The 14,975-nt window shown below is 66.0% G+C and carries 14 protein-coding genes; 5 read left to right on the top strand and 9 right to left on the bottom strand.

Features of this window, described 5'->3' with window-relative positions:
* Positions 1-38 precede the first annotated feature (38 nt).
* The 3 genes from FHW78_RS06945 (at position 39) to FHW78_RS06935 (ending at position 3,879) form a co-directional block, all read left to right on the top strand.
* Positions 39-779, top strand: coding sequence for a CoA transferase subunit A (locus FHW78_RS06945; RefSeq protein WP_141455594.1), 741 nt, complete (start codon positions 39-41; stop codon positions 777-779).
* Entirely contained in the window at positions 779-1,411 is a 633-nt protein-coding gene (locus FHW78_RS06940) for a CoA transferase subunit B (RefSeq protein ID WP_183639122.1), read from the top strand. Before FHW78_RS06945 ends, FHW78_RS06940 begins: the two co-directional genes overlap by 1 nt.
* Positions 1,412-1,554: 143 nt before the next feature.
* A complete protein-coding gene (locus tag FHW78_RS06935; protein WP_183639120.1) occupies positions 1,555-3,879 on the top strand; it encodes an FG-GAP-like repeat-containing protein in 2,325 nt (774 codons plus the stop codon).
* A gap of 89 nt (positions 3,880-3,968) precedes the next feature.
* Here the strand turns inward: FHW78_RS06935 and FHW78_RS06930 are convergent, their stop codons facing one another.
* Positions 3,969-5,594: an electron transfer flavoprotein-ubiquinone oxidoreductase gene (locus FHW78_RS06930; protein WP_183639118.1), complete on the bottom strand. Its 1,626-nt coding sequence runs from the start codon at positions 5,592-5,594 to the stop codon at positions 3,969-3,971.
* 115 nt (positions 5,595-5,709) lie between these two features.
* Here FHW78_RS06930 and FHW78_RS06925 point away from each other — a divergent pair, with 115 nt between their 5' ends.
* Positions 5,710-6,300: an alpha-ketoglutarate-dependent dioxygenase AlkB gene (locus FHW78_RS06925; RefSeq protein ID WP_183641210.1), complete on the top strand. Its 591-nt coding sequence runs from the start codon at positions 5,710-5,712 to the stop codon at positions 6,298-6,300.
* Between the two features lie 33 nt (positions 6,301-6,333).
* Here FHW78_RS06925 and FHW78_RS06920 read toward each other — a convergent pair whose 3' ends face one another.
* Genes FHW78_RS06920 through FHW78_RS06900 form a run of 5 tightly spaced genes read right to left on the bottom strand, consistent with a single transcriptional unit; the run spans position 6,334 to position 10,694 of the window.
* Positions 6,334-6,960: an ABC-type transport auxiliary lipoprotein family protein gene (locus FHW78_RS06920; protein WP_183639116.1), complete on the bottom strand. Its 627-nt coding sequence runs from the start codon at positions 6,958-6,960 to the stop codon at positions 6,334-6,336.
* On the bottom strand, positions 6,957-7,883 hold the full coding sequence (locus FHW78_RS06915; RefSeq protein WP_141455600.1) for an MlaD family protein: 927 nt from the start codon (positions 7,881-7,883) through the stop codon (positions 6,957-6,959). The genes FHW78_RS06920 and FHW78_RS06915 overlap by 4 nt, the downstream gene beginning before the upstream one ends.
* 3 nt (positions 7,884-7,886) lie before the next feature.
* Positions 7,887-8,681 (bottom strand): ABC transporter ATP-binding protein, encoded by a 795-nt coding sequence (locus FHW78_RS06910; protein ID WP_183639114.1) that lies wholly within the window; start codon positions 8,679-8,681, stop codon positions 7,887-7,889.
* Between the two features lie 4 nt (positions 8,682-8,685).
* Positions 8,686-9,801, bottom strand: a complete 1,116-nt coding sequence (locus FHW78_RS06905) for an ABC transporter permease (RefSeq protein WP_183639112.1) — start codon at positions 9,799-9,801, stop codon at positions 8,686-8,688.
* Positions 9,798-10,694 (bottom strand): DMT family transporter, encoded by an 897-nt coding sequence (locus FHW78_RS06900; RefSeq protein WP_183639110.1) that lies wholly within the window; start codon positions 10,692-10,694, stop codon positions 9,798-9,800. The genes FHW78_RS06905 and FHW78_RS06900 overlap by 4 nt, the downstream gene beginning before the upstream one ends.
* An 89-nt stretch (positions 10,695-10,783) precedes the next feature.
* On the opposite strand from FHW78_RS06900, the gene FHW78_RS06895 reads away from it, so the two are divergent.
* The gene (locus FHW78_RS06895; protein ID WP_183639108.1) at positions 10,784-12,028 is read left to right on the top strand and encodes a threonine/serine exporter family protein; all 1,245 of its coding nucleotides are present in this window, start codon (positions 10,784-10,786) and stop codon (positions 12,026-12,028) included.
* Between the two features lie 120 nt (positions 12,029-12,148).
* Here FHW78_RS06895 and FHW78_RS06890 read toward each other — a convergent pair whose 3' ends face one another.
* From FHW78_RS06890 to FHW78_RS06880, 3 genes are all read right to left on the bottom strand, one after another.
* A complete protein-coding gene (locus FHW78_RS06890; protein WP_183639106.1) occupies positions 12,149-12,532 on the bottom strand; it encodes an H-NS histone family protein in 384 nt (127 codons plus the stop codon).
* A gap of 147 nt (positions 12,533-12,679) precedes the next feature.
* A complete protein-coding gene (locus FHW78_RS06885; protein ID WP_183639105.1) occupies positions 12,680-14,374 on the bottom strand; it encodes a proline--tRNA ligase in 1,695 nt (564 codons plus the stop codon).
* A 144-nt stretch (positions 14,375-14,518) separates the two neighbouring features.
* The gene (locus FHW78_RS06880; RefSeq protein WP_318287731.1) at positions 14,519-14,926 is read right to left on the bottom strand and encodes a DUF4124 domain-containing protein; all 408 of its coding nucleotides are present in this window, start codon (positions 14,924-14,926) and stop codon (positions 14,519-14,521) included.
* Positions 14,927-14,975 lie beyond the last annotated feature (49 nt).

The following is a 14,975-nucleotide window of genomic DNA, read 5'->3' as shown; positions in this document are numbered from 1 at the left end:
GGTAGAATGGCGGACATTTCCCGAGATGGATCCTGCCAATGGCTGAAACCGCGAACGCGGCCCCCAAGACGGGCAAGCAGAAACTCTTTCCCAGCGCCGCCGCCGCGCTGGATGGCATCGTGGCGGATGGCCAGATCCTGGCGGTCGGCGGATTCGGCCTGTGCGGCATCCCGGAAGCGCTGATCGCCGCGCTGCGGGACAGCGGCGTGAAGGGGCTGACGGCCATCTCCAACAATGCCGGCGTCGACGGTTTCGGCCTGGGGCAACTGCTGGCGACCCGCCAGATCAGCAAGATGATTTCGTCCTACGTGGGTGAGAACAAGGAGTTCGAGCGCCAGTACCTGGCCGGTGAACTGGAGCTGGAATTCAACCCGCAGGGCACGCTGGCCGAGCGTCTGCGCGCCGGCGGCGCCGGCATTCCGGCCTTCTTCACCCGTACCGGCTACGGCACCGTGGTGGCCGAGGGCAAGGAGACCCGTCAGTTCGGCGAGCACTGGTACGTGATGGAAACCGCGCTGGTGGCCGACGTGTCGCTGGTCAAGGCCTGGAAGGCCGACAAGGCCGGCAACCTGGTGTTCCGCAAGACGGCGCGCAACTTCAATCCCGCCTGCGCCATGGCCGGGAAAATCTGCGTGGCCGAGGTCGAGCAGGTCGTGGAGATCGGCGAGATTGACCCCGACCACGTCCACCTGCCGGGCATCTACGTGGATCGCATCGTTCACAACCCGAATCCCGAGAAGCGCATCGAACAGCGCACCGTGCGCCAAGGAGACAAGTGATGGCCTGGACCCGCGACGAGATGGCACAGCGCGCCGCGCGCGAACTGACCGATGGCGCCTACGTGAACCTGGGCATCGGCCTGCCGACCCTGGTAGCCAACCACATCCCCGCCGGCATCGACGTCTGGCTGCAGTCCGAGAACGGGCTGCTGGGCATCGGCCCGTTCCCGACCGAGGACGAAGTCGACGCCGACCTGATCAACGCCGGCAAGCAGACCGTCACCGCCCGGGCAGGTGCCAGCTACTTCGGCAGCCACGATTCGTTCGGCATGATCCGGGGTGGCCACATCGACCTGGCCGTGCTGGGCGCCATGCAGGTCACCGACCGGGGCGACCTGGCCAACTGGATGGTGCCCGGCAAGATGGTCAAGGGCATGGGTGGCGCCATGGACCTGGTCGCCGGGGTCAAGCGCATCGTCGTGCTGATGGAGCACGTGGCGAAGGACGGCAGCCACAAGATCCTGCCCCAGTGCGACCTTCCGCTGACCGGCGTCGGGGTGGTGAACCGGATCATCACCGACCTGGCCGTGTTCGACGTCACCCCGGAGGGGCTGGCCCTGGTTGAAACTGCGGACGGCGTCACCCTTGACGAACTCAGGGACAAGACCGGCGTACCCATCCGGACCTCCTGAAAAAGGAGGGGCAGGGGCGGCTTAAGACAACCTGTACGATGCCGCCCCTCCCGTCGTGTGAAACCCGGCTTCACGGCCGGGAAGCCGCGAGCTGGGTTATATTTCCCGATTCAGGGGCAACACCAGCCAGATTGAGGGTTCGCATGAAGTTTCGCCTCGGCGCATGCGCCGCCGTAGTTTTGTTGGCCGCCTGCAGCGGCCAGAAGTCCGACAGCCAGATGGCTGCGCTGCATGGCTCCGCAGGAGGCGATTCACTCAAGTCACAGGCCCGGGCGGGGATGACCCCATCCGGCCGCGACGTCCATCATTCGATTGCCAACGCACCCGATCGCGGGACGCTGATGGCCTATCAGAACCAGGGGAAGCCGGTGAAGCGCGAAGGCGCCTTTACCTATTACCCGGTGAGCATGAGCGAAGAGCACGCGCTCAAGGGTGTGGTGACCGGCCACATGACCGTGCCCCTGCCGGATGGCAGCGAGGTCAAGCTCAAGTACGAACGCCACGACGAGGGCATCGACGGCAACTGGACCTGGGTTGGCCGCGTGGAAGGTGGTGATCCCATGCAGGAAGCCATCATCACCTTCGGTGAGGAAGCTGTCTTCGCCTCCATTCCGCAGGGCAACGGCAAACCACCGCTCAGCATCCGCACGCGTGGTACCGGCCTCTATGCGGTCCAGATGGATCCGACCAAGGTGCGTTCACCGAATGTTGGCCATAACGACATGGCGATTCCGGAGGCCAGTGGCCTGGTGGACACGGCTGTGAGCCAGGCGTTGGCGGCCAAGGCGCAGGTTGCGCAGAACGCTGTCGCCATGGCGGCTCCTCCGACCGGAGTCAATACGATTGACGTAGCGGTGGGTTACACCGCTGGCTTCCGCAACCAGGCGGCCCTGAAGCAGCAGTCCGTGACGACGGCACTGACCTTCCTGTTGCAGGTCGCGAACCAAGGCCTCAGCAACAGCAAGGTCAATGGCTATCTGCGATTGGTGAACGCCCAGGAAGTCTCCTATACGGACACCAACGCAAATCAGACGGCCCTGTATGAACTCACCGGCAGCAATGGCGCCAGCAACGTCACCATTCCTGCAACACTGACCCCGCTGCGTACCGCGCGTGATCAGTACGGCGCCGATGTCGCGCTTTTGGTTCGTGGATTCCAGCAGCCTGAGCACCAGGGATGCGGTATTGCCTGGTTGATTGGCGCCAACGGTGCCACCGTGACCCCGGCTCAGGATGCCAAGTGGGGTTACGGCGTGGTCAGCTTCGGCGATGATTTGGGCGCGGATGGCAACAGTTACTATTGCGCAGCCGAAAGCATGGTGCATGAGGTTGGCCATCTGCTGGGCTCGGCCCATGATCAGGCCAATTCCAACAACACCCCAGGTCGTTACCCCTACTCGTACGGCTACAAGAACACGGCTGGCAACTTCTATACCATCATGGCTTATGGTGATGCGGGCCAGACGCCGTACCGCCTGTTCTCCAATCCGAACCTCACGACCTGCGGAACCCCAGCCAGCGCTTGTGGAGTTGCGAACTCGGCCGACAATGCGCGCAGCTTGAACCAGACGATTCCGGTGGTGGCGCAGTTCCGGGCGACGGTGGTTCCCTTCCGCGGCACGGCCAATGACTTTGATGGCGACGGGAGGTCGGACGTCCTTTGGCGGAACTCATCGACCGCGGGCAACGTCATCTGGAAAACAGCCAACTCGTCAACGCAGCAGCATGTTTATTCTTTGAATGCTCCCTGGACGGTTGTCGGTATCGGTGATTTTGACGGTGACGGCAAGGCCGATATCCTGTGGCGAAATCTGACCACCGGTGCAAACGCCATCTGGAAAAGTGGGAGCGCAACAACCCAACAGACGATCAGTTCTGTCGCGACTTATTGGAAAGTTGTCGGCATTGGTGATTTTGACGGTGACGGAAAGTCGGACATTCTCTGGCGTAACGGTAGCAACAACACCATCTGGAAGGGAGGTGTTGCATCGTCTCAACAAGCCGTGGGTAAGCTGGATGCCGTGTGGCGGGTCGCCGGAATTGCCGATTTCAACGGAGACGGTCGATCCGACATTCTGTGGCGTAATCCAACTACTGGCGCCAATGTCATCTGGCGTTCCGCCAGTTCCAGCTCTACCCAAGCCGTGACCTCGGTCGCGACCTATTGGTTCGTGGCTGGCGTTGGTGATTTCAACGGTGATGGCAACGCCGACATTTTGTGGCGCAACAGCAGTTCGGCGGGCAGTAACGTCATCTGGAGAAGTGCAATCGCGACGCAGCAGCAAAGCGTCAGCTCCGTTGCTTCGTATTGGAAAGTTGTGGACATCGGTGACTATGACGGTGACGGCAATGCCGACATTCTCTGGCGCAATGCCAGCAATAGCACCATTTGGAAGTCCGCGAACGCAACTACTCAACAAGCGGTTTCCACAATTGACCGGGCGTGGATGCCGCAGCCTGCCAGGTAAAGTCTGACATTTGGCCAAGTGAATGAAGAAGCCCCGCAGTTGCGGGGCTTCTTTTTGCTTACTCCTGTCCCACCGGACAACCGACGGTTCTATAGATTCTGATAGTTCGGCCCCGAACCACCCTCCGGGGTCACCCAGGTGATGATCTCGTAGGGGTCCTTGATGTCGCAGGTCTTGCAGTGCACGCAGTTGGCGGCGTTGATCTGCAGGCGCTTGCCGCTGCTTCCATCCGCCATGGTATCGTCGACGATCTCGTAGACCCCGGCGGGGCAGAAGCGGGTGCAGGGGTTGTCGTATTCCTCGGCGCAGCGGGTGACGCAGATCGAGGTGTCGGCGACCTTCAGGTGGACCGGCTGGTCCTCGTCGTGCTCGGTGGCGGCGTAGTAGACGCCTTGCAGGCGGTCACGCGGGGCGAGCGTGCGCTCGACGTAGTCGCGGCGCGGTTCCTCGTGCTGGCCGATCTTGTCCAGCGACGACCAGTCCGGCTTGACCTTGAGCGTCCACGGCGAGAGTCCGCCGGTCGCGGTTTCCCAGGCGGCGTTGAGCAGGCCGAACCACATGCCCTTCTTGAAGCCGGGCTTGATGTTGCGGACCTGCTTCAGTTCCTTCATCGCCTCGGAGGCGCGCAAACGGGCATCGAAGCCGGCTGGTTCCAGGCTGTTGCCGGCCAGGTGTTCGGCGGCCAGCATGCCGCTGCGGATGGCCTGGTGGGTGCCCTTGATCTTGGGCACGTTGAGCAGGCCGGCGGTGTCGCCGATCAGCAGCGCGCCGGGCATTTCCACCTTGGGCAGCGATTGCCAGCCGCCGGTGACGATGGCGCGTGCGCCGGCGGACAGGATGCTGCCGCCTTCCAGCAGCGGTTTGATCATCGGGTGGTTCTTCCACTGCTGGAAGGCCTCCCACGGCTTGTACTCGGGATCGGCGTAGTCCAGTCCGCTGACGTAGCCCAGCGCAATCTGGTTGTTGTCCAGGTGGTAGAGAAAACTGCCGCCATAGATCTTGCCGTCCGCCGGCCAGCCCATGGTGTGCACGATCTTGCCGGGGCTGACCCGGCCTTCCGGCACCTGCCACAGTTCCTTGATGCCGATCGAATAGCCCTGCGGGTCGCTGTCCTTGTCCAGGCCGAAGCGCTTGACCAGCCGCTTGGTCAGGTGACCACGGGCGCCTTCGGCCAGCACCGTGACCTTGGCGCGGATGTCGATGCCCTGGGTGTAGCCGGGCTTGTGCGAACCATCCTTGGCCACGCCCATGTCGCCGATGCGCACGCCAACCACCTTGCCGCTTTCGTCGTGCAGGGTCTCGGCGGCGGCGAAGCCGGGATAGATTTCCACGCCCAGCGCCTCGGCCTGCGGCGCCAGCCAGGCGCACATCGCGCCGAGGCTGACGATGAAGTTGCCATGGTTGCGCATGCCGGGCGGGACGATGGGCGCCTTACGGCCGCCGGTCTTGCTGAGGAACCAGAACTCATCGTCCTTCGCGGGCACGCAGACCGGTGGCGGATTGTTGCGCCAGCCGGGCAGCAGGGCGTCGAGCGGCGCCGGTTCGATCACCGCACCGGACAGGATCTGCGCGCCGACCGTGCTGGCCTTCTCGATCACGCAGACCGAGATTTCCGGGTTGAGCTGTTTCAGGCGGATGGCGAAGGCCAGGCCCGCGGGACCGGCACCGACGGTGACGACGTCGTACTCCATGACATCGCGTTCGGCTTCGGACATGGCTGGGCTTCCTCGTGGCGTTAGGCTGCGGCTATTTTCGGGGTTTGCGCGGGGTGGGGCAAATCCGCGAGCATGGCGTGCGATGACCATACCCCTGCCGCTGCTGCCGGATGGAATGATTGACCTGCCGGGGGCGCATTTGCGCCTGTGGCCACAGTGGCTGGAACCGGAGGAGGCCGACGTCCTGTTCGCCAGCGTGATGGCGGGGGTGCCGTGGGAAGTGCATCGCATCCGCCTGTTCGGGCGGGAAGTGGATTCGCCGCGGCTGAGCTGCTGGATGGGGGAACCGGAAGCGCGCTATCGCTACTCCGGCGCGCTGTTCGAGCCGCGCGCCTGGCATCCGGACGTGAAGCGGCTGGCATCACGCCTGCGGGATACGCTGGGTACGCCGTTCAACAGCGTGCTGCTCAATCGCTACCGCAACGGGCGCGATGCGATGGGATGGCACAGCGATGACGAACCGGAACTGGGCGAGGCGCCGGCAATCGCCTCGATCAGCCTGGGTGCCACCCGCCGCTTCGCGCTGAAGCACCGTGAACGGGCGGAAAGCCGACTGGCCCTGGATCTGCCGCATGGCAGCCTGTTGCTGATGGCGGGCGACACCCAGCGCCATTACCGCCATGCGCTCCCGCGCACGGCGCGGCCGGTGGGCGAGCGGATCAACCTGACCTTCCGCCTCATCCATCCGGCGCCGGGCCGCGGGTAGCGGCCGGCATGCGCGGACAGGACGGCAAAGCGCTCAGGGGCGACTGGCGTCGGCCTGTCCGCTGACCAGCACCCAGCCGGCAATCTCGCCAGTCAGGGCGGACAGCGCCTGCTCGAACGCGGTCGCCACCTGTGCGACGTCGGTCGAACCGGCTGGCCGGACCTGCTGGAAGGTGCGCGAGGCGACCACGCGCTGGCTGCGGTTCTGCACCAGCTTGGCGTTGACCTCGATGGTCGCGGCCGGCGCCGATTGGCCGGCATAGTCGGCCTCGAAGCGGCGCACGTCCATCACCAGCCGGTAGTCGCCCAGGATGCCGGCGTCGGCACTGGAAACGGCGGGAATCCGGCCGGAATCCTCCAGCGTGCGCTGCACCGCGTCCTGCAGCAGTTCGGTCGCCGGTTGCGACCACGACGCGCCCTTGTAGACCTGCAGTTCACCCGGCGCCGGCCGTACCGAGATGCGCGGGCTGTCGACCACGCGCGCGGCGGTGGGTTTGGCGATGACCAGCGACCAGGCGACGGTCGGCCAGTTCGGGTCGGCCGTGACCCGGACTTCCGGTGCGTAGATGGTGGTGGGTTCACGCGGGCCGCTGCCCAGGATCGAGGAGCAGCCGGCCAGCAGGACCAGCGACAGGGAGACGGGAATGCGCAGCGCCTTCATTTGGGTTCGAACTCCTTGGGTGCGTCGCGGCCGAGCAGGTAGCGGGTGGGGTTGCCTTCCAGCCGATCACTGACCCGGCGCAGGTCGCGGACCAGGCCGCGCAACTCGGTCAGGGTCGGACCCAGCTGGCCCAGGCCATCGTTGGCGAAGCTGTTGATGGCGGCGCGGTTCTCGCCCAGGATGGCGTCGGCGTTGCCGGCGGCCGAATCCAGCTTGGCGAGGGTGGCGTCCAGCTTGTTCAGCAGGGGCGGCAGCTGCCGCACCAGATTCTGATCGATGCGCTCGATGGCGCCGTTGGTGGTGGTCAGGGTCGCATCCAGCTTCTTCGCCGCGTCGCGCGCGCTGACGATCAGCGCCTGCAGGCCCTCGTCGCGGTTGGCCAGCGAACCGCTGATGTTCTCCAGGTTCTGCAAGGTCGCCGCGATGCTGGCGACGTTCTTGTCGCTCAGCACTTCATCCAGCCGTTCGACGATCCGGTTGGCGGTGTCGGTGATGTTCTGCAGCGCGGACGGCGCGGTCTGGATGACCGGGGCCTCGCGCTTGTCCACCGAGGTCAGCGCCGGCGCCTGCGGGGTGCCGCCGCTGAGCTGGATGATGGTGGGGCCGGTCAGGCTGGTGATGGCCAGCTTGGCGCGGGTGTCGGTCTTGATCGGGGTGGAGGACTCCACCCGGATGCTCGCCACCACCTGGCGCGGGTCATTGGGGGCCAGCGACAGCTTGGTGATGGAGCCCACGGCGATGCCGTTGTACTGCACCGGGCTGCCGACCGACAGGCCGGTGACCGCTTCGCGGAACACGATCTGGTATTGCTGCCAGGTGCGTTCGGAGGAGTATTTCGCCGCCCACAGGCCGAACAGCAGCAGCGCCGCCGCCGTCACCAGGGTAAAGGCGCCGATGAGGACGTAGTTGGCACGGGTTTCCATGTTTCAGGCTTCCTCTTGTTCGGGCTCGCCGCGGGCGGCCCTGGCCCGGGGGCCGTGGAAATACTCCTGGACCCAGGGGTGATCGAAACGCTCCACCTCCGCCAGCGGCGCGGTGATCACGACCTTGCGGTCGGCCAGTACCGCGACCCGGTCGCAGATAGCGTACAGGGTGTCCAAGTCATGGGTGATGAGGAACACCGTCAGGCCCAGCGCTTCCTGTAGCGTCTTGATGAGGCGGTCGAACGCGGCGGCGCCGATCGGGTCCAGGCCCGCGGTGGGCTCGTCCAGGAACAGCAGCGGCGGGTCCAGCGCCAGCGCGCGTGCCAGGCCGGCGCGCTTGCGCATGCCGCCGGACAGCTGCGCGGGCAGCTTGTTGAGCGCGTCGGCCGGCAGGCCGGCGAGTTTTATCTTCAGCAGCGCCAGTTCATAGCGCCAGCTGTCGGGCAACTCGCCGTGGTGCTCCTTCAGGGGCACCTGCACGTTCTCGCCGACGGTCAGCGAGGAGAACAGGGCGCCATCCTGGAACAGCACGCCAGTGTTGCGCTCGATGTGCAGGCGCGCCTGCGGGTCTTCTGACAGCGCATCGGTGTCGAGCACGCGGATGCTGCCGGCCTGCGGCGCGCGCAGGCCGAGGATGGCCCGCATCAGCACCGATTTTCCGGTGCCCGAGCCACCGACCACGCCGAGGATTTCACCGCGCCGCACGTCCAGGTCCAGGCCATCGTGCACGACCTGCTCGCCGAACCGGTTGACCAGTCCGCGGACCTGGATGATCGCGTCGTCGCTCGTATCGGCCATCGCGTCACCAGCCCATGTGCATGAACCACAACGCGGCCAGCGCGTCGAGGATGATGACCAGCGAGATCGTCTGCACCACGCTGGAGGTGGTGCGCTCGCCGACCGATTGCGCGGTGCCGGTGACCTGCAGGCCCTGCAGGCAGCCAATCAGGCCGATCACCAGCGCGAACACGGGCGCCTTGGACAGGCCGACCAGGAAATGCCGCACCTCCATGGTGTCGTGCATGCGCGCCAGGTACATCTGCGGGGGAATGTCCAGGTCGAACGCACCCACCGTCACGCCGCCGGCCAGGCCGGCCATCATCGAAATGAAGGTCAGCAGCGGCAGCATCACCAACAGGGCGACCAGCCGCGGAATCACCAGCAGATCCACCGGATCCAGGCCCAGGGTCCGGATCGCGTCGATCTCCTCGCGGCTCTTCATCGCGCCGATCTGGGCGGTGAAGGCCGATGCGGTGCGGCCGGCCAGGACGATTGCCGTCATTAGGACCGCGAACTCGCGCAGGAAGGCGATGCTGACCAGTTCGACCACGAAGATCTCGGCGCCGAAGTCCCGCAGCACCGTCGAGCCGAGGAACGCGATGACCGCGCCCACCATGTACGACAGCAGGATGACCAGCGGTACGGCGTCCAGGCCGACCTGCTCCATGTGCGAGACGGTGGCGATGGCGCGGAAGCGGCGCGGTTCCTTGACCATCCGTGCCAGCTTGACCAGATTCTCGCCGGTGAAGCTGAGCAGGGCGACGATTTCGTGCCCGTTCTCGCTGACCCGTTCGCCCAGGCGCGACAACGCGGCCAGGAAGCCGTAGTCGCGCTTGCGCGGCGGCCGATCATCGGCGACATCCTCGATGGTCGAGACCAGCGCCTGATGATCCTCGCGGAACAGCAGCGCCTCCGGCGCCAGCTTGCGCCGACTGGCGAAGCGCAGCAGTTGCAGCACGCCGGCCGAATCGATGCGGGCGATGCCCGTGGCGTCCAGCTCGGTCACCCCTTCGGGGACTTCGCGCAGGCGCTCGGCCACCTTCAGGGCGGTCGCGAGCGTCCAATCGCCTTCCAGCCGCACCCGCGAGGGTTCGGAGGGGTCGGATTGGAACTGCGGGCGTGCGTCGGTTCGGGTCATGGCGTCGCTCGGCCCAGCAGCATACAGGCTATGCCGCTGAACGTAAGCAGGACGCCGACCGCGCCGCGCCGGCCCAGCGGTTCGCGCAGCCAGACCGCCGCGAGGATCACCAGGAATACCGATGCGGACTCGTTGAGGATGGCCGCCACCGAGGCCGAGGTGTATTTGTAGCCGCCCAGCCACAGCACCATCGACAGCCCCTGGCCGATCACCGCGGCGAGGATCAGCCGGTGCCACGGCACCTTGCCGGGATCGAACGCGCGATGGCGGCGCAGACCGGGCAGGGCGGCGATCAGCAGCAGGCCGGCGACCGCGCCGGCCAGGCGCAGCACGGTGACCCAGAGCAACGGTTGTTCCTCGAGGATGCGCTTGACCATCACGATCGCGATCGCCATCAGCGCAATCGCGCTCATGCCAATCAGCACGCCACGCAACGTGTGGGCGGGATGTGTCCGCCATTCCCGCGGCGGGCGGGTGACCAGCAGCACGCCCAGGCCGACCAGGCCGAAGCCCAGCCATTGGCGCGCGCCCAGGCGCTCGTCCAGCCACAGGAAACCCATCAGCAGCACCAGCGGACTGTAGAGGTTGCCGATGACGCCCATGCGGCCGGCGCCCAGTTCGTTGAGCGCGCGGAAGTACAGGGTGTCGGCGACGGCGATGCCGAGCACGCCGCTGGCCAGCACCAGCGCGACATCGCGCATCGGCATCTGCGGCCATTGGCCGGCGTGCAGGAACAGGACCACCGGCGCCAGCAGCGCCAGTATCAGTCCGTTCTTCATCAGGTTGAGCGCCAGCGGCGGCAGGGTCGCGCCCAGCTGGCGCGCCAGGATCACGCCCACCGCCCAGGCGGCCGCGCTGCCGAGCGCCAGCGCCTCGCCGATACCAATACTCAACGTCCACCTTTATGCTGCGCCGACCGCGATCAGTTTACGCAATACCCTCGCGGCCCACCCCCGGCGAAGCCGGCTCCAACCTTTGTGACATGTCAGAGAATTCGGCTTCCGCCACCTACGCCCAGCGCATCGCCTTCGTCTGCGAGATCGCCAGCCGCCTGCACAGCTACGGCACCACCGCCCAGCGCCTGGAAGCGGCGGTGGCCGCGCTCTCGCAGCGGCTTGGACTGGATTGCGAGCCGTGGTCGAATCCGACCGGGCTGATCCTGAGTTTCAATGATCCGGCGCGTCCGCTGGGCGCCAGCGACACGACCCGGGTGATCCGGCTGGCGCCGGGTGAAAACGACCTGCACAAATTGAGCGAGGCCGACCGGATCGCCGAGGACGTGGTCGCCGGGCGCATGAGCGTGGCCGAGGGGCATACCGCGCTGCGCTCGCTGGATCGCAGGCCGAGCGCCCGCTGGCGGGCGATGCAGGTGCTGGCCTCGGGGCTGGCCTCCGGCGCGGTCGCCGGACTGTGGCGGCTGCCGTGGCTGGATATCGCCACCGCCGGCCTGATCGGCTTGCTGATTGGCCTGCTGGGCCATGTGATCGCGCGACGGCCGCAGATGAAGGAAGCCAGCGATGCGTTGTCGGCGCTGCTGGCCGGCTTCGTGGCGATCCTGATCGCCAACTTCATCGCGCCGCTGAATCTCAACACGGTCATCATCGCTTCGCTGATCGTGCTGCTGCCCGGCATGGCGCTGACCAACTCGGTGAACGAGCTGACCAGCCAGCACCTGGTGTCCGGCGTGGCCCGCTTCGCGGGTGCGATGGCGACGATTCTGAAACTTACCGTCGGCAGCCTGATCGCGGTCACGCTGGCGGAACTGGTGGGCCTGTATCCGGAAGTGCGCGCGTCGCGGCCGCAGCCGGAATGGGTGGAATGGTCGTCGATGGTGCTGGCCGCGTATGCGTTCGCGGTGCTGTTCAAGGCGCATCGGCGCGATTACCCGTGGGTGATGGCGGCGGCTTTCGCCGGTTACGGCATCTCGCGCTTCGCCGGCGAGGCATGGGGGGCGCCGGTGGGCATCTTCCTGTCGGCACTGGTGCTGACCGCCGCGGGCAATGCCTTCGCGCGCTGGGCCAACCGGCCCGGCGCGTTGATCCGGGTACCGGGCATCCTCATGCTGGTCCCGGGCAGCGCGAGCCTGCGCGGACTGATGACGCTGGTCCAGCAGCAGGACGTCGGTGTCGGCCAGTCCGCACTGCTGGGCGTGACCAATATCGTGATGGCGCTGATCGCGGGGCTGCTGTTCGGCAATCTGGTGGTATCGGCGCGAAAGAATCTCTGAATCCTGATGCTGGCCGGATTCCGTCAGGACCGGGCATCGGCCCGAAAATCCACCTCCCAAAACAAGAAACGCCACGGGCCGAAGTCCGTGGCGTTCTTTTTTACTTTGCGATGAAGCGGATTACTTCTTCTTGTTGATCAGGAAGTCTTCCAGCTTCTTGCCCTTGGCGGTGTGCGCGGCCAGCCAGCGCGGCTGCTTGCCGCGTCCGGTCCAGGTTTCCTTGGGATTGGCGGGATTGCGGTACTTGGGCGCCACCTTGCCGAGCTTGCGGCCGGCGCGCGGAGCGGATTTGGCGGCGGCCTTGCGGCCACGTGCCGCGGGAGCCTTGCCTGCCGTGCCGAACAGTTCCTCGATGGTATAGCCCTCGGCCTTGGCGAACTTGGTGATTCTGCTGCGAATGGCAGCGATGGGAGTGCGCTTGGCCAGTTTCGTCTGCTGCTGGCGGGCCTTCTCGATCAGGGTGCCCAGTTCTTTGGCCGACAGGCCACGCAAATCAATCGACATCTAGTTCTCCGGATGTATGGAAAGGGAATATCACCTGTCCATGGCGGGAGTTGCATCTTAGCCATGCGGCTTTGCAGAAACAAATCGGGGCGAATAATGTCAGTGAATCGACAAATATCCGCCCCGAATTGTCATCCGGATTATCGTTCAGCCCGCGAGGCGGCGAATCAATTCCGACTTGTCGAGGTTTTCCGCTTCGCTGGCCTTGCGGAAGCGATATTCGTAGGTTCCGGCGGCGAGACCGCGTTCGGACACGACCACGCGATGCGGAATGCCGATCAGTTCGATGTCGGCGAACATCGCGCCCGGACGCAGGCCGCGATCATCCAGGACGGCATCGACGCCGTCGCCGATCAGTTCCGCCAGCAATTCGTTCGCCGCCTGGGTGACCGCCGGATCGTTCTTGGGATTGATCACGCAGACCGCCACCGACCAGGGCGCCATCGGCGCTGGCCAGATGATGCCGTTGGCGTCGTGGTTCTGTTCGATCGCCGCGGCGACGATGCGGGTGACGCCGATGCCATAGCAGCCCATCGCCGGAATGGCGGCCTTGCCGTTTTCGTCGAGCACGGTGAACTGCATCGCCTCGCTGTACTTGCGGCCCAGCTGGAACACGTGGCCGACCTCGATGCCGCGCGCCAGGCGGATCTGGCCGCCATCGGCGGCGGCTTCGCCCGCGACCACGTTGCGGATGTCGGCGACGGTTTCGGGTTCGGCCAGATCGCGACCCCAGTTGACGCCGGCGAGGTGGAAGCCGGCCTCGTTGGCGCCGACCACGAAATCGGCCATCGCCGCGACGTCGCGATCGGCGATCACGCGGATGGCCGTGCGCGGGTTGATCGGGCCGAGGAAACCGGGTTCGCTGCCCAGGTGGGCCAGGATTTCCGCCTCGCTGGCCAGCCGGTACCCGGCCATGCCGGCCACCTTCGCCAGTTTGATCTCGTTGACCGCGTGATCGCCGCGCACCAGCGCCAACACGAAGCCGCCTTCGGTCATCAGCGCGACCGACTTGACGGTTCGCTGCAACGCGACGCCCATCAGCGCGGCCACGTCCTCGCAGGTCTTCTGGGTGGGCGTATCGATCTTCCGCAGCGCTTCCGCGGCGGCCGGACGCGGCCCGGGCGGCGCGGCCTGCGCGGCTTCCACGTTGGCGGCATAGTCCGAACCGGTGGAGAAGGCGAGCGCGTCCTCGCCGGATTCGGCCAGCACATGGAACTCCTGCGAGGCGTCGCCACCAATCGCGCCGCTGTCGGCCTGCACCGCGCGGAAATCCAGGCCCAGGCGGGTGAAGATGCGGGTGTACGCCGCATGCATGTTGCGGTACTCGCGCACCAGATCCTCATCGGTCAGGTGGAAGGAGTACGCGTCCTTCATGATGAATTCGCGCGCGCGCATCACCCCGAAGCGCGGACGGATTTCATCGCGGAACTTGGTCTGGATCTGGTAGAAGTTCACCGGCAACTGCTTGTAGCTGTTCAGCTCCTGCCGGGCGAACTCGGTGACCGCCTCTTCCGCGGTGGGGCTGTAGCAGAACTCCTGCTCCTTGCGATCCTTGAGCTTGAGCAACTGATCGCCGAACTTGTCCCAGCGTCCGCTCTCGTCCCACAGTTCTCGCGGCTGGATGGTCGGCATGACCATTTCGATGGCGCCGGCGCGATTCATTTCCTCGCGCACGACGGTTTCCACCTTGCGCAGCACGCGCAGGCCCAGCGGCGACCAGGTGTACAGGCCAGCGGCCAGCTTGCGGATCATGCCGGCGCGCAGCATCAGCTGGTGGCTGACCAGTTCGGCGTCGGCCGGGGTTTCCTTGGCGGTGCGGAGATGGAATTGCGACAGGCGCATCGAGATTCGGTTTTTCGGGGGAATGAACGGCCTATTCTGCCAGCCTTGCGCAGTCCGCGCCCGCACGGCGGGGCCCGCAGCGAAGCCGGACCTGCGCGGGATGCACCGATGCCCGCGTCCGGCGCTGGAGAGCGGGTGCGCCGATTACTTGGCCGGGGGCGCGCAGTAAGCCTTTTCGGCCGCCTGCGCCAGTGCCAGCTGGTTGGCCCGCTGGGTGTCGTCCATCGCCTGGCCCGGCTTGCCGTCCTCGCCAGCCTGCGCGACCGGACCGCTGCTGCCGAGGATTTCCAGATTCTTGCGGGCGGTGGTGCATTGCGGGTGTTCGACGGATTTGCCGGCGGCGGCATCGGCCTGCGGAACCGGCTCGCCCCGCGGCGCGATGCGGCGGTCCTGGTATTGCCGGTCCGTCGGTGGCTTGTCCGAATAATGGGTCACGCCCTTGGCGTCCTTCCATTGGTAAACGGGACCGGCGAGGGCCGGCAGGCTGGCCACGACCAGCGTCGCCAACGCCAGTAGCGGAAGGGCGGTGGACGGTCGGGGCGGTGCGCGCACGGTCGGCTCCAGGCGGAAACGGCAGGAACCGGATTGCAGCATTCCCCCG

It is taken from the genome of Pseudoxanthomonas sp. OG2 (genome assembly GCF_014192765.1).
Taxonomy (GTDB): domain Bacteria; phylum Pseudomonadota; class Gammaproteobacteria; order Xanthomonadales; family Xanthomonadaceae; genus Pseudoxanthomonas_A; species Pseudoxanthomonas_A beigongshangi.
Note: the sequence above shows the minus strand (reverse complement) of the source record. Positions and strands in the feature narration are given on the sequence as shown.